18 protein-coding genes are annotated in these 18,368 nt (G+C 66.3%); 12 read left to right on the forward strand and 6 right to left on the reverse strand.

Features of this window, described 5'->3' with window-relative positions; translation table 11 throughout:
* Window positions 1-7: 7 nt before the first annotated feature.
* Window positions 8-1,519: a malonyl-CoA synthase gene (locus HNS03_RS17060; protein ID WP_367197005.1), complete on the reverse strand. Its 1,512-nt coding sequence runs from the start codon at window positions 1,517-1,519 to the stop codon at window positions 8-10.
* Entirely contained in the window at window positions 1,512-2,858 is a 1,347-nt protein-coding gene (locus tag HNS03_RS17065; RefSeq protein WP_367197007.1) for a malonyl-CoA decarboxylase, read from the reverse strand. Before HNS03_RS17065 ends, HNS03_RS17060 begins: the two co-directional genes overlap by 8 nt.
* Before the next feature lie 218 nt (window positions 2,859-3,076).
* Here HNS03_RS17065 and HNS03_RS17070 point away from each other — a divergent pair, with 218 nt between their 5' ends.
* From HNS03_RS17070 to HNS03_RS17095, 6 genes are all read left to right on the forward strand, one after another.
* Window positions 3,077-3,685 carry an NUDIX domain-containing protein gene (locus HNS03_RS17070; RefSeq protein WP_367197009.1) on the forward strand — a complete coding sequence of 203 codons (609 nt, stop codon included), beginning with the start codon at window positions 3,077-3,079 and terminating at the stop codon, window positions 3,683-3,685.
* A 224-nt stretch (window positions 3,686-3,909) separates the two neighbouring features.
* Window positions 3,910-5,349, forward strand: a complete 1,440-nt coding sequence (cysG, locus tag HNS03_RS17075) for a siroheme synthase CysG (protein ID WP_367197011.1) — start codon at window positions 3,910-3,912, stop codon at window positions 5,347-5,349.
* 9 nt (window positions 5,350-5,358) lie between these two features.
* A complete protein-coding gene (locus HNS03_RS17080) occupies window positions 5,359-5,670 on the forward strand; it encodes a DUF2849 domain-containing protein (RefSeq protein ID WP_367197013.1) in 312 nt (103 codons plus the stop codon).
* A 28-nt stretch (window positions 5,671-5,698) separates the two neighbouring features.
* Complete coding sequence (locus tag HNS03_RS17085; RefSeq protein ID WP_367197015.1) at window positions 5,699-7,357, forward strand: nitrite/sulfite reductase; 1,659 nt, start codon at window positions 5,699-5,701, stop codon at window positions 7,355-7,357.
* The gene (locus tag HNS03_RS17090; RefSeq protein ID WP_367197017.1) at window positions 7,332-8,081 is read left to right on the forward strand and encodes a phosphoadenylyl-sulfate reductase; all 750 of its coding nucleotides are present in this window, start codon (window positions 7,332-7,334) and stop codon (window positions 8,079-8,081) included. Before HNS03_RS17085 ends, HNS03_RS17090 begins: the two co-directional genes overlap by 26 nt.
* The gene (locus HNS03_RS17095; RefSeq protein WP_367197019.1) at window positions 8,078-8,620 is read left to right on the forward strand and encodes a DUF934 domain-containing protein; all 543 of its coding nucleotides are present in this window, start codon (window positions 8,078-8,080) and stop codon (window positions 8,618-8,620) included. The genes HNS03_RS17090 and HNS03_RS17095 overlap by 4 nt, the downstream gene beginning before the upstream one ends.
* A 345-nt stretch (window positions 8,621-8,965) precedes the next feature.
* Here HNS03_RS17095 and HNS03_RS17100 read toward each other — a convergent pair whose 3' ends face one another.
* Window positions 8,966-10,045, reverse strand: coding sequence for an NAD(P)-dependent alcohol dehydrogenase (locus tag HNS03_RS17100; protein ID WP_367197021.1), 1,080 nt, complete (start codon window positions 10,043-10,045; stop codon window positions 8,966-8,968).
* A 256-nt stretch (window positions 10,046-10,301) separates the two neighbouring features.
* Here HNS03_RS17100 and HNS03_RS17105 point away from each other — a divergent pair, with 256 nt between their 5' ends.
* The 5 genes from HNS03_RS17105 (at window position 10,302) to hisG (ending at window position 14,700) form a co-directional block, all read left to right on the forward strand.
* Window positions 10,302-10,574 carry a type II toxin-antitoxin system RelE/ParE family toxin gene (locus HNS03_RS17105; protein ID WP_367197022.1) on the forward strand — a complete coding sequence of 91 codons (273 nt, stop codon included), beginning with the start codon at window positions 10,302-10,304 and terminating at the stop codon, window positions 10,572-10,574.
* The gene (locus tag HNS03_RS17110; protein ID WP_367197023.1) at window positions 10,574-10,897 is read left to right on the forward strand and encodes a HigA family addiction module antitoxin; all 324 of its coding nucleotides are present in this window, start codon (window positions 10,574-10,576) and stop codon (window positions 10,895-10,897) included. Before HNS03_RS17105 ends, HNS03_RS17110 begins: the two co-directional genes overlap by 1 nt.
* Before the next feature lie 112 nt (window positions 10,898-11,009).
* Window positions 11,010-12,584 (forward strand): histidine--tRNA ligase, encoded by a 1,575-nt coding sequence (hisS, locus tag HNS03_RS17115; protein ID WP_367197025.1) that lies wholly within the window; start codon window positions 11,010-11,012, stop codon window positions 12,582-12,584.
* A 5-nt stretch (window positions 12,585-12,589) separates the two neighbouring features.
* Complete coding sequence (locus HNS03_RS17120) at window positions 12,590-13,726, forward strand: ATP phosphoribosyltransferase regulatory subunit (RefSeq protein ID WP_367197027.1); 1,137 nt, start codon at window positions 12,590-12,592, stop codon at window positions 13,724-13,726.
* Window positions 13,723-14,700 carry an ATP phosphoribosyltransferase gene (hisG, locus tag HNS03_RS17125; RefSeq protein ID WP_367197028.1) on the forward strand — a complete coding sequence of 326 codons (978 nt, stop codon included), beginning with the start codon at window positions 13,723-13,725 and terminating at the stop codon, window positions 14,698-14,700. The genes HNS03_RS17120 and hisG overlap by 4 nt, the downstream gene beginning before the upstream one ends.
* Before the next feature lie 264 nt (window positions 14,701-14,964).
* Here hisG and HNS03_RS17130 read toward each other — a convergent pair whose 3' ends face one another.
* Complete coding sequence (locus tag HNS03_RS17130; protein WP_367197030.1) at window positions 14,965-15,600, reverse strand: DNA-3-methyladenine glycosylase I; 636 nt, start codon at window positions 15,598-15,600, stop codon at window positions 14,965-14,967.
* 199 nt (window positions 15,601-15,799) lie between these two features.
* Here HNS03_RS17130 and HNS03_RS17135 point away from each other — a divergent pair, with 199 nt between their 5' ends.
* Window positions 15,800-16,465 carry a DUF2927 domain-containing protein gene (locus HNS03_RS17135; RefSeq protein ID WP_367197031.1) on the forward strand — a complete coding sequence of 222 codons (666 nt, stop codon included), beginning with the start codon at window positions 15,800-15,802 and terminating at the stop codon, window positions 16,463-16,465.
* A gap of 77 nt (window positions 16,466-16,542) precedes the next feature.
* Here HNS03_RS17135 and HNS03_RS17140 read toward each other — a convergent pair whose 3' ends face one another.
* A complete protein-coding gene (locus HNS03_RS17140) occupies window positions 16,543-17,502 on the reverse strand; it encodes an AEC family transporter (protein ID WP_367197033.1) in 960 nt (319 codons plus the stop codon).
* 84 nt (window positions 17,503-17,586) lie between these two features.
* Window positions 17,587-18,312 (reverse strand): M48 family metallopeptidase, encoded by a 726-nt coding sequence (locus HNS03_RS17145; protein WP_367197034.1) that lies wholly within the window; start codon window positions 18,310-18,312, stop codon window positions 17,587-17,589.
* Between the last annotated feature and the right edge of the window lie 56 nt (window positions 18,313-18,368).

Raw genomic sequence — 18,368 nt, forward strand, 5'->3', positions numbered from 1 at the left:
AAACGCCCTATGACGCGTAGAGATCCTTGTAGATCTCGCGCAGCGCCGCCTTCTGGATCTTGCCCATGGTGTTGCGCGGCAGCTCGTCGACGGTGACGACCCGCTTCGGGATCTTGAAGGCGGCAAGCGAGCCGGAAAGGCCGGCGCGCACATCGTCTTCGCTCACGGAGGTCCCTGGCTTCACGGCAATCACCGCGGTGACGCCCTCGCCGAAATCGGCGTGCGGCAGCCCGATGACGGCCGATTCCTTTACCCCCGGCAGCGCATCGATCAGCGCCTCGACCTCGGCCGGATAGACGTTGAAACCGCCGGAAATCACCAGATCCTTGGCTCGGCCGGCAATGCAGATATAGCCGTCAGGGTCGACATAGCCGAGATCGCCAGTGATGAAGAAGCCATCGACGCGGAATTCCTCCGCCGTCTTCTCCGGCTTCTTCCAGTAACCTTTGAAGACGTTCGGGCCCTTCACCTCGATCACGCCGACCTCGCCATCCTCGATGGGTGTCCCGGTCTCGGGATCGGCGATGCGCACCGAGACATCCGGCAGCGGCAACCCGACAGTGCCCGGCTTACGCGGACCGTCATAGGGGTTCGACGTGATCATGGAGGTCTCGGTCATGCCGTAGCGCTCCAGGATCGCCTGGCCGGTGCGGGCGGAAAACGCCTTGTGCGTTTCCGGCGAAAGCGGTGCGGAGCCGGAGACGAACAGGCGCATGCCGGACGTGAGCTCGCGCGTGAAGGCGTCGGACCCGAGCAGGCGCGAATAGAAGGTCGGAACCCCCATCATCGCCGTTGCCTCCGGCATCCGCCGGATCACCTCGTCGACGTCGAACTTGGGCAGGAAGATCATCGATCCGCCCGCCTTCAGAAGCGTGTTGGTCGCCGTGAACAGGCCATGGACATGGAAGATCGGCAGCGCGTGCAACAGCACGTCGGAAGCGGTGAAGCGCCAGATCTCCGCCAGCGCCTCCGCGTTGGAGGCGAGATTTTCATGGGTGATCATCGCGCCCTTGGAGCGCCCGGTGGTGCCGGAGGTGTAGAGGATCGCGGCCAGATCGTCCGGGTCGCGGGCAACCTCGCGGAAGCCGTCCACCGGGGCGGCCGCGATTTCGTCGGCCAAAGAGCCGTTTCCATCGGCGCCGAGCGTTTCCAGTTGGGTGACGCCTGCCTTCTCCGCGATCGGGGCGAGCGCGTCGGATCGGGCCGGGTCGCAGACGAACAGGACCGGCTCGGCATCCTGGAGGAAATACTCGAGCTCGGCGCCGGTATAGGCGGTGTTCAGGGGCAGGAACACGCCGCCGACCCGGATGGTGGCGAGATAGAGCAGAAGCCCTTCCACTGACTTTTCGATCTGGACCGCGACCCGGTCGCCGGGCTTCACGCCGAGCGCGACAAGTGCTGCGGCGATTTCCGCCGTCAGCGCATACATCTCCCGATAGGTAATGCGGCGATCGCCAGCGAGGATGAAAGGCGCATCGTCTCGCACATCGGCGGTCAGTCTGCGAAAAAGCTCAGCCATCAGTGGAAACCAGGGCCTTCGGTTGCGGCAGCGCGCGCGCCAGCTTGGTGACGGCCGACGAGGCGGCCACGGTGCGGTCGTTCACGAATGCCTCGTGATTCTTCTCGATGTCGGCCAGACGGTAGAGATAGTTCACCATCAGCCCTTGGGCGCTCTGTAGCGCCTTGACCGACATGTCGGCCGCGAAGTTGACGCGCTCCAGCCGGGCGCCGTTGCCAAGATGAAAACGGGCGACAGGATCGAGCGGACGGTTACGGGAATCGCGCGCCTTGGTGAGGTACCAGGCGGCCAGCGGCGGCAGCACCTTGGCGAGCTCCTCGCGGGCGTCCTTGTCCAGCCACCAGGCCTCGTTGTCGAGCCGGTCGAGCGCGGGGCGCACGTCCTTGGTCAGCACCACGGAAGCGTCGTCGGCGCGCTCGCGCGCCAGCCAGGCGGCGAAGCCGGGCACCGGCGAGAGCGTCACGAAGGTCTTCAGGTCGCGCAGCTCGCGCTGGAGATCCTCCACCACCTGCTTGATCAGGAAATTGCCGAACGAGATGCCCTGCAAACCCTTCTGGCAGTTGGAGATCGAGTAGAACACGGCGGTAGTCGCGTCCTTGGGCTCGATCGTGGTGCGCTCCTTCTCCAGGATTGGCTGGATCGCCGCCGGTATGTCCGCCGTCAGCGCCACTTCGACGAAAATCAGCGGATCGTCGCCAAGACGGGGATGGAAGAAGGCGTAGAGCCGGCGGTCCGGCAGATCGATCCGGCTTCTAAGATCGTCCCAGTCGTGGATAGCGTGGACGGCCTCATATTTGATGATCTTTTCCAGAACCGCAGCCGAGGTCTGCCAGTCGATCCGGCGCAGGATCAGAAATCCGCGATTGAACCAGGTCTGGAACAACGACATGAAGTCGTCGTTGAGCGTCCAGAATTCCGGATGGCTCGACAGCCGTTCCAAAAGATCCAAGCGCATATCGACCAGATCGGCGGTGCCGCCTGGCGCGAAATTGAGCCGGCGGAACAACTCCAAGCGCTTGGGCTCTGCCGCCCGTTGGATTTCCTTGGCCGCCTCTTCGCTCGGCTCTTCCAGGAAGCGCGCGGAGGCCGCCCCAAGCCGGGTGCGGTCGGCGCCGTAATCGGTCACCAGCAGCCGAAAGAAAGAGGTCTTTCCGGCGTAATCGAGCGCCCGATAGCCATCCAGAAGCTCGCGCGCCCGCACCACGCCGGATGCCTCGCCCGGCGACGACAGCAGAAGATCGGCCAGCTCGCCGAGGGCGCGCCCGCTGGGTCGGCGCGGACGGCGCCAATCGACGAGGGCTCGACCACGGTCGCTGATGATTTGAAGAAGATCGTTCAAGACGGAAGCCTGCGTCATGAAGAGTAAGATGGAGGAACGGCGCGGCGATCACAATCGGGATGCGCCGCAGTGTGCATAGCGACGCCCTGCCGGGCGGAACGCGACCGGAAACCAGCCGGCGAGAGCCAGCGCGCACGCTTGCCCGACTATCGCCGCCCAATATATCGATGCCGTGACGTTTGCCCCGCCCCGCTTCCACCGCTGCCGAAAGGCCCGTCATGCATTTCCCGCCCAATCGCCGTACGGCCACGATCGTCGCTTCGTCCCGCATCCATGACGGCTACGTCAAGCTCGACGAGGTCCAGCTTCGGGTGGAGCGCCCGGGACGGGCGACCCAGGAATACGAGCGCGACATCCACCACCACGGCCATGCCGCCACCGTGCTGCCCTACGACCGGTCTCGCAAGACGGTGGTCGTGGTGCGCCAGCTCCGCGTTCCGCTTTTGGTGATCGGCGATCCGGACCCTTACTTGGTCGAAGCGTGCGCGGGCATCATCGACCCCGAGGACAAGGACGCACAAAGCGCCTGCCTGCGCGAAAGCCAGGAGGAGATCGGACTCAAGCTCCGCACCCTGGAGCCGGCCGGGTTGGTCTATCCGTGCCCGAGTTGCGTCACGGAGCACATCAGCCTCTTCCTTGCGCCCTACACTCCGGAAGATCGCATCTCCGACGGAGGCGGAGCCGACGAGGACGAAGACATCGACGTGATCGAACTCCCGATCGCCGAGCTCATCCGCATGCTGGACGCCGGCGAAATCCGCGACGCCAAGCTTCTGATGCTGACCCAGGCGCTGCTGCGCGCCCATCCGGAGCTTGCGGCCGACTGATCGGGCCGGCGTGCCGCACCCGCATTGCGCAATCCTGCGCAGCTGCGCAATCGACATTTTGCGCAATCCTGCGCAACGGGATCCTATTCTCCGAGGGCGCGTCTTTACGCAATCGGATTTCTTTTCTGCAGCCGGCGCGCGAATTGGAAAACCATATCGCGCAACGGCCGACCGCAATCTTTAACTCTTCCGGACTGATCCTTTCGTCCGGGAGCCGCGTCGCCATGTCCGCCGCATCCGATATCGCTAAAGACCACAAGCTGGCCGTGTTTCCGGCCTTCCACCGCGTCGCCGACCGCAAGGTCGTGATCGCCGGCGGGGGCGATGAAGCGGCCGCCAAGATCCGGCTCCTGTCGGAGACGAGCGCGCGCCTGGTCGTGGTGGCAAAAACGCTTTCGCCGGCCTCCGAAGCGGCGGTCGCCACGTCGGGTGCCGTCTGGATCGACCGCCTTTTTGCGCCGGACGATCTCGCCGACGCCGCCCTCGCCTTCGCCGCGTCCGGCAAAGAGGCCGCCGATCGCGCGGTCGTAGAGGCCGCCCGAGCCGCCGGCGTTCCGGTGAATGCCGTCGATCGCCCGGAGATCTGCGACTTCTATGTCGGCGCCCTGGTCAACCGCGCCCCGGTCGCCGTCGCCATCACCTCCACCGGAACCGGCCCGGTGCTCGCCCGCCACATCCGCGCGAAGATCGAGGCGATGCTGCCTGGAGAGACCGGCGCACTGGCCCGCATCGCCGAAAGCCTCCGCGAGACGATCGCGAGCGTCTTTTCGAACGGCACGGACCGACGGCGCTACTGGGAGCGCTTCTTCTCCGGCTCCGTCGCCGACGCACTGAAATTGCGGGGCGAGGACGCCGCACGCCGCACCGCCAAGGAGCTGATCGGCACGCGCGAGCACACAGGTCGCGTCACCCTCGTGGGTGCCGGACCGGGTGCGGAGGATCTCCTCACGCTGCGCGCCCAGCGCGTGCTGCAGGAGGCCGACGTGATCGTCCACGATCAGCTTGTCCCGGACGCCGTCATCGCCATGGGCCGGCGCGACGCCGAACGCGTTGCCGTCGGCAAGGCCAAGGGCGCCCATTCTGTGACCCAGGAGCGCATCAACGAGATCCTGGTGGAACGCGCCACCCGAGGCGAACGTGTCGTGCGGCTGAAGAGCGGCGATCCGATGATCTTCAGCCGTGCCGGCGAAGAGATCGCCGCGCTGGAGGCCGCCGGCATCGCCTACGACATCGTGCCCGGCGTGACCGCCGCGCTGGCTGCCGCCTCGTCCGCCAAGATCCCGCTGACGCTGCGTGGCATCGCCTCCAGCGTCGTGTTCGCCACCGGCCACGACCGGCACAGCAACGTGCTGCCGGACTGGGCGAACCTGGCGCTCTCCGGCGCCACCGTCGCCGTCTATATGGGCCGCACGGTGGCCGGAAAGGTCGCAACCCGGCTGATGGCCGCCGGCCTTCCTGCCACGACCCCGGTCGCCGTGGTGGAAAACGCCGCCCACGCCGACGAGCGCGCCTTTACCGGCCGGCTGGACGACCTGCCCGAGCTTTCTCGCCGATCGGACGTCGACGGCGCGGTCCTGATCGTGATCGGCGAGGCCGTCGGCGAGGCCGGTGCCAATGCCGCCGAACCACTCGCGCCCCTGGGCGCGCTCCTCGAAGCCGCCTGAGGTCCTGCCATGAAGGTCGTCACCGCCAACCGTCTCATCGACGGCATCGTCGTTTTCCTCGGTCGCAGCCAGCGCTGGGTCGAGCAGATCGACGACGTCAGCCCGTTCGAGGATGACGCCGCCATCGAAGCGGCCCTTGCCTATGCGGCGCGATGTGTCGAGGCACGCGAGATCGTCGAGCCTTACGCGATCGATGTGCGCGCCGATAAACACGGCGTCACGCCCGTGCGTCTGCGCGAGGCGATCCGCGCCAAAGGGCCCACCGTTCGGCTCGATCTCGGCAAGCAGGCCGAGCGCGCCACCGTCGACACCGCCGCTTGAGACAAGCGCCAGTCGAGGACACGTTTTCATGTATCGCTATGACGAATTCGATCACGCCTTCGTCCGCGCCCGCACCGAGCAGTTCCGCGACCAGGTCCGCCGCCGGCTCTCCGGAGAGCTGACCGAGGACGAGTTCAAGCCGCTGCGCCTGATGAACGGCGTCTATCTGCAGCTCCACGCCTACATGCTCCGCGTTGCCGTTCCATACGGCACGCTGTCGTCGCGGCAGATGCGCATGCTCGCCCGCATCGCGCGGGAGTATGACCGCGGCTACGGCCATTTCACGACCCGGCAGAACATCCAGTACAACTGGCCGAAGCTCGCCGATATTCCTGCGATCCTCGACCTTCTGGCCGAGGTCGAAATGCATGCGATCCAAACGTCGGGCAACTGCATTCGCAACGTGACCGCGGACCATTTCGCAGGGGCGGCAGCCGACGAGATCGCCGATCCTCGGCCCTATGCGGAGATCATCCGCCAATGGTCGTCGCTGCACCCGGAGTTCACGTTCCTGCCGCGCAAGTTCAAGGTCGCCGTTTCCGGCGCCGAGCGCGACCGGGCGGCGATCCGCGTCCACGATATCGGGCTGCAGATCAAGCGCGACGACACCGGAACGCTCGGCTTCGAAGTCTGGGTCGGTGGCGGTCAGGGCCGCACACCCATGATCGCCAAGAAGATCCGCGACTTCGTCGCCGAGGAGGATCTGCTGGCCTATCTGGAAGCCATCCTGAGGACCTACAATCGCTACGGTCGGCGCGACAACAAATACAAGGCGCGCATCAAGATCCTGGTCCACGAGACCGGCATCGACGAACTGAAGCGCGACATCGAGGCCGAGTTCGAGGACATTCGCGACGGCGCGCTGAAGCTGCCGGACGACGCCGTGCGGGCGATCGAGGACTATTTCGCGCCGCCCGCCTTCGACGTGGCGGTCGCGGGAGAGGTCGAAGAGCCGTCCGATCCTGTCTTTGCGGCATGGCGCGAGACCAACGTCCACGCCCACAAGGTTGCCGACTATGCCTCCGTAACGATCTCGCTGAAGCCGATCGGCGGCATTCCCGGCGACGCGACGGCGGAGGAGATGGAGGTGGTCGCCGACATTGCCGAGCGCTATGCCTTCGGCGAGATTCGGGTAAGCCACGAGCAGAATCTTGTGCTGCCCCACGTGGCGCGCCGCGATCTTCCGGCAGTCCATGCCGCGCTGATCGCGGCCGGTCTCGAGGAGGCGAATGCCGGGCTGATCACCGATATCATCGCCTGCCCCGGCCTGGACTATTGCGCGCTTGCCAATGCCCGCTCGATCCCGGTGTCCCAGCGGCTGTCGGAACGGTTCGGATCGGCAGAGCGCCAGCGCGAGATCGGCCCGCTCTCCATCAAGATTTCCGGCTGCATCAACGCTTGCGGTCATCACCATGTCGGCCACATCGGCATACTGGGCGTCGACCGGAAGGGCGAGGAACTCTACCAGATCACCCTGGGCGGGGCGCCGGGCGAGGATGCGGCGATCGGCCAGATCGTCGGCCGCGGCTTTTCCGAAACCGACGTGGTCGACGCGGTGGAGACCATCGTCGACACCTATCTCGCGCTTCGGGACAGCCCGGAGGAACCCTTCCTGGCGGCCTATCGCCGCCTCGGCGATCAACCGTTCAAGGAGGCGCTTTATGGCCCCGCCCGGACCGCAGCCTGAGGCGACGGCAACCGACACCAACCCGGATGGCTCGGTGGTCGCGCTGAAGCTCGACCGCCGGCTGCGGGTGCGGCGCGCGCTGGAGACGATCTCGTCGGTGCTGGTGGACGGCTCGGCCGGGAAGACGGCGATCGTCTCCTCCTTCGGGGGCGAATCCGCGGTGCTGCTGGCGCTCGTCGCCGAGGTGGCACCGGACGCACCGGTGATCTTCCTGGAGACCGGCAAGCACTTCCCCGAGACGCTGCGCCACCGCGACCAACTCGTCGCACGCCTCGGCCTGACCAACGTCCAGTCGATCGCCCCGGACGCGACCGCCCTTTCCGACGAAGATCCGGACGGCACGCTCTGGGCGCGCGACACCGACCAGTGCTGCACGATCCGCAAGGTGCTACCGCTGGAGCGCACACTCGCCGGCTACGATGCTTGGATCACCGGACGCAAGCGCTTCCAGGCGGCGACGCGCAACGCCCTGCCCTTCGTGGAGTGGGACGGGCAGCATGTGAAGATCAATCCGCTCGCCGATTGGACGGCGGACGACCTCGCCGCGTTCATGGATGAGCGCGACCTGCCGCTGCATCCGTTGACTAAGCAAGGCTTCCCGTCGATCGGCTGCATGCCGTGCACCGAGCGCGTGGAAGACGGCGAGGATGCGCGGGCCGGGCGCTGGCGCGGCTCGGGCAAGACCGAGTGTGGCATCCACTTGCCAAAGGACCGTGCGGCATGAGCACCGAAACATCGCCCGCCACCGACATCTTTCGCGACGGCGCGTTCCAACCCGATTTCTGGGTGCAGGTCGACGCCGAAGCGCCGCTGCCCGACGACGCCCCGGCGATCGTGCCGCTCGCGCGCTTCCTGGCCGACCGGGACGGCTTCCTGGCCTCGAATCAGCCCCTCGGGCTTTTGATCAAGGTCGGGGAAAAGGTCGAGGACGTCGCGCAGGACCTCTCCCGCTTCTCCGTCGTCGCGATCGACTTTCCCGCCTACACGGATGGACGGGGCTACTCCACGGCACGCCTCCTGCGCGACCGCTACGGCTACGAGGGCGAACTGCGCGCGATCGGCAACGTGCTCGCCGACCAGGTGCCGCTGATGGCGCGCTGCGGCTTCGACAGCTTCGTCGTCACCAAGCCGGCGGCCCGAAAGGTGCTGGAGGATGGCGGCGCGCCCGACGTGCCGGTCTACTACCAGCCGTCGACGCGCGACGAGATCGCCGTCACCACTAGGCGGCCGTGGCTGCGCCGCTCCCCGCCCGGGGTGGCGTGAGGCTTCAGGCTATGACGGTTTGGGCCTCGCAAGGAGGCCGCCCCAGTCTCCGCTCATTCCCGCGCAAGCGGGAATGAGCGGAGTGAAGGGAGCGCGTGACTGCGCGCCGGCCGGTCAAGCGGCGAGGAGCGTAGCGACCGGGACAAAGCTGAATCCGCGCCCTCCCGGACCCCGTGAGCGAAGCGAACTCGGCGGGAGGGGTACAATCTTCCCTCCGCAATCCCGGACGGAAAACCGGTTCCCACTTTTCCGGGGACTTGCGAAGCCAGCGCGCGACCGCGCGCCGGCCGCAGGCCGCCCCCGCGGAGACGTCGCGCACAGCGCGACTGTCGCGAGCGCAAAAAACTAGTTCGGCGTGACCGCGATCTTCAGCACGCCGTCGCGCTGGTGGGAGAACAGGTCGTAGGCATCTACGATATCGTCCAGCTTGTAGCGATGGGTAACCAGCGGCTTCAGGTCCACCCGGCCTGACGAGACCACTTCCAACAAGCGCCGCATGCGCTCCTTGCCGCCGGGGCAGAGCGAGGTGACGATCTTGTTGTCGCCGAGGCCGGCATGGAAGGCATCGAGCGGGATCTTCAGATCGCTGGAATAGACGCCGAGGCTGGACAGCCGCCCGCCCGGCTTCAGCACACGCAGGCAGCTCTCGAACGTCCCCTGGGTGCCGAGCGCCTCGATCGCGACATCGACGCCGCGGCCATCCGTGATCTTCATGATCTCGTCGACCGGATCGACCTCGCGGAAATTGACGGTGTGGTCGGCGCCCATGGCGCGGGAGATTTGAAGCCGCTCGGCGACCGCATCCACCGTGATGATGGTGGTCGCGCCGCAGAGCTTCGCACCCGCCGTTGCGCACAATCCGATCGGCCCCTGCGCAAACACCACAACGGTGTCGCCGATCTTGATGTTGCCGGCCTCCGCACCCGCAAAGCCCGTCGACATAATGTCCGGGCACATCAGCACCTGCTCGTCGGTCAGCCCGTCCGGAACCGGGGAGAGATTGGCCATGGCGTCCGGCACGCGGACATATTCGGCCTGGGTGCCGTCGATCGTATTGCCGAAGCGCCACCCGCCAAGCGGCTTCAGGCCATGCTTGTGGTGCTGGCCGTCCTGGGAGCACAGCCCGTCCAGGCAGGCATTGGAATAGCCGGAGGGGCAGATCGCGCCGGCGATCACCCGCTGGCCTTCTTCGTAGCCAAGCACGCTGGAGCCGAGCTTTTCGATCACGCCCACCGGTTCGTGACCGATGGTGAGGCCCTTTTCCACCGGATACTCGCCCTTCAGAATGTGGACGTCGGTGCCGCAAATGGTCGTGGTGGTGATCCGCACCAGGGCGTCGTTCGGCCCAATATCCGGGATCGGCTTCTCGTCGAGCTCGATCCGACCGGGCTCAATAAAGACCGCCGCCTTCATCATCGTCGCCATACCATCTCTCCCCTGGAGCGATTTCCGCTAAACGTCGGAACCTGCGTGCATCCTGCGGGCGCTTGTGCGACGCGACATTGATCCAGGATAAGGCCCGGACGCGAGCGCCGCCCGTTGACGCGATTGACAGGCGCAAGCGATCCGCCTACAGCCGACCCCAGCCATGCGGGCGGCTGTCGATGCACGCTATCTTACTGATTTATTTATATTATAAAGTGAGCCGGCCAGCGACGGTACGGTCGATCCGGAGACGAGGATGATCCGCTCCATCAAGCACAAGGGCCTTTGGCACTTCGCCGAGACCGGCGATCCCTCCAAGCTCGGCACGGTCGACGCCGACCGCATCCGCCGCATCCTGGCGCGGCTCGACGTCTCGGTGCAGCCCCACGACATGAACCTGCCCGGCCTGGCGTTTCAATATCTCGCGGACGTGCGCCTTTACGCGGTCCGAATCCGCGATAAGAGCCGGATTCGGTTCGGCTGGCACGGGGAGGACGCCGTCGACGTCGATCTGGAGCACCGCACCTGATGGACCGCAACACGCTGCTTCTGGATCTGCGGCCCACCCATCCGGGCGAATTCCTGCGCGAGGACGTGCTGCCGGCGCTCGGGCATTCGCTCGAGGCAATCGCGGACTTGCTGAGGATTTCCCACGCTGACCTCGGCGCGATCCTGGACGAGACGCGCCCGCTTTCGGCGGACATGGCTCTGCGGATCGCCAAGTTGACCGGCACGACCTGCGATTCCTGGGTCCGGATGCAGGTCGCCTTCGACCTCGCCCATGCCGAAATCGCGCTGGAAGACGACCTCGATCTGATCCCGACACTCGATCCAGACGGCGATCTCGGCTGATCCCCGCCTTGTTCCGGGACGGCCTTTCGTCTACTTCACCGGCAATGCACGAAGCGGCGGGATCGCGGCTTCGTCTTTTTCGATTCAGCCGAAGTGTTCGAATTCCAGGTCCATGAGCCGAGACACAGAAAACCTGCCGAAGGCGCGTCTGCCGCGCGGCTTCGCCGACCGATCCGCCGCCGAGATCAAGGCCGCCGAGCGGATCATGGCGGAGATCCGCACCGTCTACGAGCGCTACGGCTTCGAGCCGGTGGAAACGCCGTTCATCGAGTTCGCCGATGCGCTCGGCAAGTTCCTGCCCGACCAGGACCGGCCGAACGAGGGCGTGTTCGCCTTCCAGGACGACGACGAATCCTGGCTGTCGCTGCGCTACGACCTGACGGCGCCGCTCGCCCGCCACGTGGCCGAAAACTACGAGCGGGTGGTGAAGCCCTACCGCACCTACCGGGCGGGCTGGGTGTTCCGCAACGAAAAGCCCGGGCCCGGCCGGTTCCGCCAGTTCCTGCAGTTCGACGCGGATACTGTCGGCGCGGCCTCGGTCGCCGCCGATGCGGAGATCTGCATGATGGCCGCCGACACGCTGGAGGCGATCGGCATTCCGCGCGGCGACTACGTCATCCGCGTCAACAACCGCAAGGTGCTCGACGGGGTGATGGAATCGATCGGGATCGGTGGGCCGGAGTACGGCGGCACCCGCCTGAGCGTCCTGCGTGCGATCGATAAGCTCGACAAATTTGAACCTACAGACATCTATCTGCTTCTGACCAAGGGTAGGAAAGATCAGAGTGGAGACTTCACGCCGGGCGCTGGCCTAACGGAACATCAGGCCGAAGACGTTCTGAAATTCCTGGACATTGTTCATCAAACGTCAAGCGACCCAACAGCAAGCGAATGGATCCGAATTAAAAGCGGATTAGACCCAGATAATCCGCTAGATCAATTTCGCTGGCTTGAGCAACTCCTGATCAAGTCACCAATGGGCCAAGAAGGGACTTCAGAACTTCGCAATATTTCTAAATTCATCGAAGAAGCCGGCTACTCCGATCGCGTCAAAATCGACCCCTCGGTCGTGCGCGGGCTGGAATACTACACCGGCCCGGTGTTCGAGGCCGAGCTGACCTTCGAGATCACCGACGACGACGGCCGCCCGGTGCGGTTCGGCTCTGTCGGCGGCGGCGGCCGCTATGACGGTCTCGTCGGGCGCTTCCGCGGCGAGGACATGCCGGCGACCGGCTTCTCCGTCGGCGTCTCGCGCCTGGTGGCCGCACTTGCCGCCCGCGAAGGCGCACAGGACAAGCCGCTCGGCCCGGTGGTCGTGATGGCGATGGACCGCGATCCGGCCGCCATGGCCGGCTATCAGCGCTTCGCCCGCGACATCCGCGCGGGCCTGAAGGACGCCGGCCTGCCGCTCGGCGCGGAAGTCTATCTCGGCTCGTCGGGCATGAAGGCCCAGATGAAGTACGCCGACCGGCGCAATGCGCCCTGCGTCGTCATCCAGGGGTCATCGGAGCGTGAGACCGGAACGGTCCAGATCAAGGACCTGATCGAAGGCGCGCGGATCGCAAAAGGCGTGACCGACAACAAGACATGGCGCGAGGAGCGCTTCGCCCAGACCAGCGTCGCCGAGGCGGATCTGGTCGCAACCGTGGTCGAGGTCGTCTCGCGCTATCTCGGCGAAAAAGGCTGAGCACCATGGCCCCCGACCGGCTCCGAGCGCTGCGCGCCCTCCTCGCCGAGGCCGCCAACGAAATGATCGACCCGCCGATCCTGCAGCCGGCGGAGGTGTTTCTGGATCTCGCCGGCGAGGACATCCGCCGCCGCCTGTTCGTAACTACGTCCGCGGCCGGCGGCGAGCTCTGCCTGCGTCCGGATTTCACGATTCCTGTTTGCCTCGCCCACCGCGACGATGGCCGGCCCGACGAGCCCGTGACCTACGGCTATCTCGGCCCGGTATTTCGCCAGCGGCGCTCCGGTGCAGCGGAGTTCCTGCAGGCCGGCGTGGAATGGGTCGGCCACGACGACACCCCCGCCACGGACGCCGCCGCGCTTTCGCTGGCGCTGCGCGCCGCGGCAACGCTTGGTCTTTCGCGGCCTCAGATCCGGGTGGGCGACGCCACGTTGTTTTCCGCCCTGGTGGAGGCGCTGCCGCTGTCGCCGGCCTGGCAGCGCCGGCTGATCGCCTGGTTCGGCGAGCCGGACCGGCTGTCGGGCGCGATCGCCAAGCTTGCCGGCGGACAGCCCTTGTCCTCCGGCAAGGGACCGGCTGGCCTGTCGCGCGCGCTTGCCGGCGTGGAGCCGCAGGAGGCGCACCGGATCGTTGCCGATATGCTCGGCGCGGCGGGCCTCACCGTGGTGGGCGGACGCAGCGCCGACGAGATCGCCGACCGGCTGCGCGACACCGCCACACTCTCGGCCGGCGACGGCGACGCACGCGCCGCGGCCGCAGTGATCGAGCGTTATCTGGAGATCCGCGCCCCCCTAACGGAGGCCGGCGACGCGGTCGCCACCTTCGCCAAGCACGAAGGCCTAGACCTGACCACCGCGCTTGATGCGTTTGCGCGCCGGGTCGACGCCTTTGACGCCGCCGACGTGCCGCTGACCGACACCAACTTCGCCGCCGACTTCGGCCGCCGGCTCGACTACTACACCGGGCTCGTGTTCGAGCTTTACGATCCCGCCCGCCCCGACGCCGCACAAACCATCGGTGGCGGCCGCTACGACAAGCTGTTGTCGCTGCTCGGCGCACCGAAGCCAGTGCCGGCGGTGGGTTTTTCGGTCTGGCTGGACCGGTTCGGGATCGAAACCGGCATCGCAGGAGACTGGTCATGACCGGGCTCGTCATCGCCATCCCATCCAAGGGTCGGCTGGAGGAAAATGTCAGCGCCTTCTTCGATCGCGCCGGCCTGACCATCCGCCGCAGCGGCGGTTCGCGGCGCTACCGCGCGGCGATTTCCGGCATCGACGATGCCGAGATCGCCTTCCTGTCGGCCTCCGAGATCGCGCGGGAGCTTGCCGCCGGCAGCGTGCATTTCGGCGTCACCGGGCTCGACCTGGTCCATGAGACGCTGGCCGACGGCGGCGAGCGCGCCGACGCCATTCACCTGGTCACACCGCTCGGCTTCGGCCATGCCGACGTGGTGGTGGCCGTGCCCTCGGTCTGGATCGACGTCGACACCATGGACGATCTCGCCGAGGTCGCCGAGGACTTCCGCGCCCGACGCGGCCGGCGCATGCGCGTGGCGACCAAATATATCAACCTCGCCCGGCGCCATTTCGCCGAGGCCGGCATCGTCGACTATCGGATCGTGGAAAGCCTGGGCGCCACCGAGGGCGCGCCGGCGGCCGGCTCCGCCGAGGTCATCGTCGACATCACCACCACCGGCTCGACGCTGGCGGCCAATGCGCTGAAAGTGCTCGACGGCGGACTGATCCTGGCCTCCGAAGCCCATCTGGTCGCCGCCAAGACCGCCGACTGGAACGACAAGGCGCGGGCAGCAGCCACGACGGTGCTCGACCGGATCGCCGCGGAACTGCGCGCTCGCGCGATCCGCGAAATCCGCGCCGTGGTCACCAACCCCCTCCAGGTCGCGGCGGAAGCCTCCAACCTGTTCGGAACCGTGGCGCCGTTCGGCTCGATCCCGTCGCCGCTGACCCTCCACTGCCCCGCCGGTCAGGCCTACATGTGCGCCCAGTGGCTGAAGGCGCAGGGCGCGGAAACGGTCACGATCGGACGGCTAGACGATGTGTTTGAGCCGGAAAATCCCTTGCTTGCGGCGCTGGAGGCCGCACTTCCGGCTGTTTGACGCGGTACCGGGCGGCGAACACGGCAGACCATCCGGCGCTCTCAAAAGGAAATCGAGAGGCTGCCTGGGGGCATAGGCAGCCTCTCGACCGGCACCCGGACTGACGTCCAGGTACCCGCGCCGCAAGCCGGTACGCGGGGGAGGAGGTGGGGGTGACCGGCCGCAGCGTTGTTCCATACGGAAAATCAGCGTGCCTGGATGACATAGTTTGTCTGGCTTGCACCGGGCTGTCGGCAGCCCCGGTGGCAACGGCCGGCGGCAGCCTCAAGTCGGCCGTTTGAACGCGGCCCGTTCCGCGTCGACGGTCTCGCGCAAACTGCAGCCCTCGACGTGGTCGTTGACCAATCCAACCGCCTGCATGAAGGCGTAGAGCGTGGTCGGCCCAACGAAGCTCCAGCCGCGCCGCTTCAGCTCCTTGGCGAGCGCGCGCGACTGCGGGCAGTCCGTCAGCTTGCGCAGGGTCTCCCAATCGGCGCGCGCGGGGCGTTCGGAAGCCGGCGGCTCGTAGCGCCACAGGAAACCGGCGAGCGACCCCTCCTGATCGATCAGATCGCAGGCCCGCTTGGCATTGTTGATGGCGGACTCGATCTTGCGGCGGTGGCGCACGATGCCGGCATCGGCCAGAAGACGTTCGACGTCGGCCTCCCCGAACCGGGCCATCCGCTCGAAGTCGAAGTCGGCGAAAGCGGCCCGAAATCCCGCACGCTTACGCAGGATCGTCAGCCACGACAGGCCGGACTGGAAGCCTTCCAGCACGATCTTCTCAAACAGGCGTCGATCGTCGGCGACCGGCCGGCCCCATTCCTCGTCATGATAGGCGAGATAGTCCGGCAGATTGCCATGCCAGGCGCAGCGCCGGGCGCCGTCAGGTCCTTCGATCAGTCCGTCGTTGGCCGTCATATGCCCCTACTCTCGTTCTTCCGAAGTCCATATTAACCTTTAACCCCAACGCCTCGTCCGCGACCTCCGCCCACTTGAAAGCGCGGGCGCTTCTTTGCGAATGTTGGGCGCGTTGACTGTCGTGGATGGTTGCCTAATGCGGGCGCGGCGTACTCCAATTTTTCTCACTTGGCTCGCGACCGCCATGGTTCTGTGTGCCATGTCCGGCACTGTGAACGCGGACGAGACGAACGGGCTCAAGCCCAGGGCGCTCCGAGACGCCTTCTTCAAGGTCGTGTTCGGCCTGGAATATGGCCGGCTATTCGGCGAATCTCAGCGCGTCAAGAAATATACCGAGCCGGTGCGCTACAAGGTCATCAACGCCGCCGCCGAGGACCGGTCAAGCGAGGTCAACGCGTTCCTCGCCTCGCTACCCGGCAAGATCGACGGCCTCAAGACGTTGCCCGCGCGTGACCGCGATCAGGCCAACTTCCTGGTCTTCCTGGTCGATCGCGACAAGTTCGCCGACGTGGTCTCCAAGGAGCTACATACCGATGCCATCGCCATGGGGGCGCGCTGCCTGGTGGGCGTCAACACCAGGCGTGGACGCATTCTCCATTCCACCGCGGTGATCGTGGCCGACGACCCCTATCTCTTCAAACGCTGCACGGTGGAGGAAATCCTGCAGGGGCTCGGGCCCATGAACGACAACGATTCCCTGACCGAAAGCGTCTTCAACGACGCCTCGCGCCACACCACCTTCACGCCGTTCGACCAGGCGCTGATGCGCATGCTCTACCATCCCTCGATCCGACCGGGCATGACCGGAAGCCAGGTCAACGACGTGCTGCCGCAGGTGCTCGCCGATCTTGGGTATTTCCGTTAGACACGCTCCGCTTTTCTCGGAGTCACAGAGCAGGTCTAAGTTGTTGTTTCGACGCGCTTTCGGCCGGAAAGCCGGCCCTACCCCGTGACCACGGCAAGCCAGAGCCCGATGGTGAGCACGGAGCCCGCCGTCGTGACGGTGATCGCCGTTGCCGACAGCGCCTGCCCGGTCCCGATCCGAGCCGCGATCAGGTAGGCGTTCACACCGGTCGGGCAACCGGCGACAAGAGTCGCGACCGCCACATAGAGCGGCGGAAGCTGCACCACATAGCGCGCCATCACGAACACGATCGCGGGCAGCACGAACAGCTTCAACACACTGATGGCCAGCGCCGGACCGATAGACCCGCGCAAACCATAGCGGCGCAGCCCCATGCCAAGGGCCAGCAGCGCGCTGGGGATCGCGATATCGGCGATGCGGTCGACCAGGGTGCGCGGGACGCCCTCGAAGGCAAATCCGGACGCGCTGAACAAAGCGCCGGCGAGCGTGCCGAGAATGATCGGGTTCTGGATCAAGGCCAACAGCACGCGGCGTGCGATCCCCATCGGATCGATGCGCTCCTGGCTGAGGCCGTCGCGCTGCTGGGCCAGCTCGGTTTGCACCGCGCTTGCCGTCATCATCACGGAGAGATGCACGGAGACCAGCACCAGGATAACCACCAGCCCCTCGTCGCCGTAGGCCTGGTTCACCACCGGAACGCCGAGCAACACGATGTTGGAATAGCCGGCCGACATGCCGGCCACCACGGCGGCCCGCGCATCGCGGCCGAAGCCCCGCCGGATGATCGCGCCACTCAGCCACCACACCACCGCGACGCCGGAGAAATAAGCCAGCCAGAACGGCCAAGGGGACTCGTCCGGCCAACCGACGGTCGCCAGCGTGCGAAACAAAAGCAGCGGCAGACTAACCTTGAAGACGAAATCAGTAAGCGCATCGCCCACCTCTTCGCCGATCAAACCGACCCAGACGACGAGGTAGCCAATGCCAATTAGACCGAAGACAGGGAGGATGACGCCGATCAGCGCTTCAATGGACATGCACTCTTGCGCTTAAAGGAATTTGAACGGGCTGCGAAGCGACCTGGGCGGGACCCTGCCGCCCGGCACAAGCATGGCAGCCTCTCAATCGGGACCTGCGCGATCCCCGCTGCCGATCGCAAACAGTGACTGGCCATGCGCTTTCAGCCACAGACGGGCCTCCGGCGTCTGCGGCGCCAGCCGTTCGGTCAGCTTCCAGAACCGGTGGGAGTGGTTGCGCTCGATCAGATGGGCGACCTCGTGGGCGGCGACATAGTCCAGCACGAAGGGCGGAGCCATCACCAGGCGCCAGGAGAACGACAACGCTCCCTTATGGGAGCAGGACCCCCATTGGCTGCGCGTCTCGCGAATGCGAATGGCCGTGACGGGCCGGTCGACCTTGCGCGCGTGGCGGTGCGAGGCCTCGGAGAGATCGTCGCGCGCCATGCGCTTCAGCCCGTCGCGCACGCGCCGAGGCAAATGCTGCACCTCGCCGGTGACACACAGAAGCCGGCGCTCGCTCTCCCCGTCGATCCAGAGCGTGCCGCGACGGCCGGGCATATGGCGGATTTCGTGGTCGACCCCGCGCACCGGAATCACGGCCCCCGCTTCAAACGGCACGCACGGCGCCTGGCGCGCCAAACGCTCCGCCAGCCAGCCGGCATGGTCTTTGACGAAACGCTCAAGCGTGGTGTTGGACATGCCCTGCGGCGCAGTCACCACCGGTTCGCCGGCGGTCGGCAGCCGCAGCGTCGCGCGGCGGGCGCGCCGCGACCAGCGCACCTGAACGGTAACCCGGCCATTCGGCAGGTCCAGATCGATGCTGGTCAACGGCGGAGTCGCTTTCAGAGGCCAGTGCAGGGTCCGCTCCCGAATCGCCGAGTTGA

It is taken from the genome of Amorphus sp. 3PC139-8 (assembly GCF_040750475.1).
Classification (GTDB): Bacteria; Pseudomonadota; Alphaproteobacteria; order Rhizobiales; family Amorphaceae; genus Amorphus.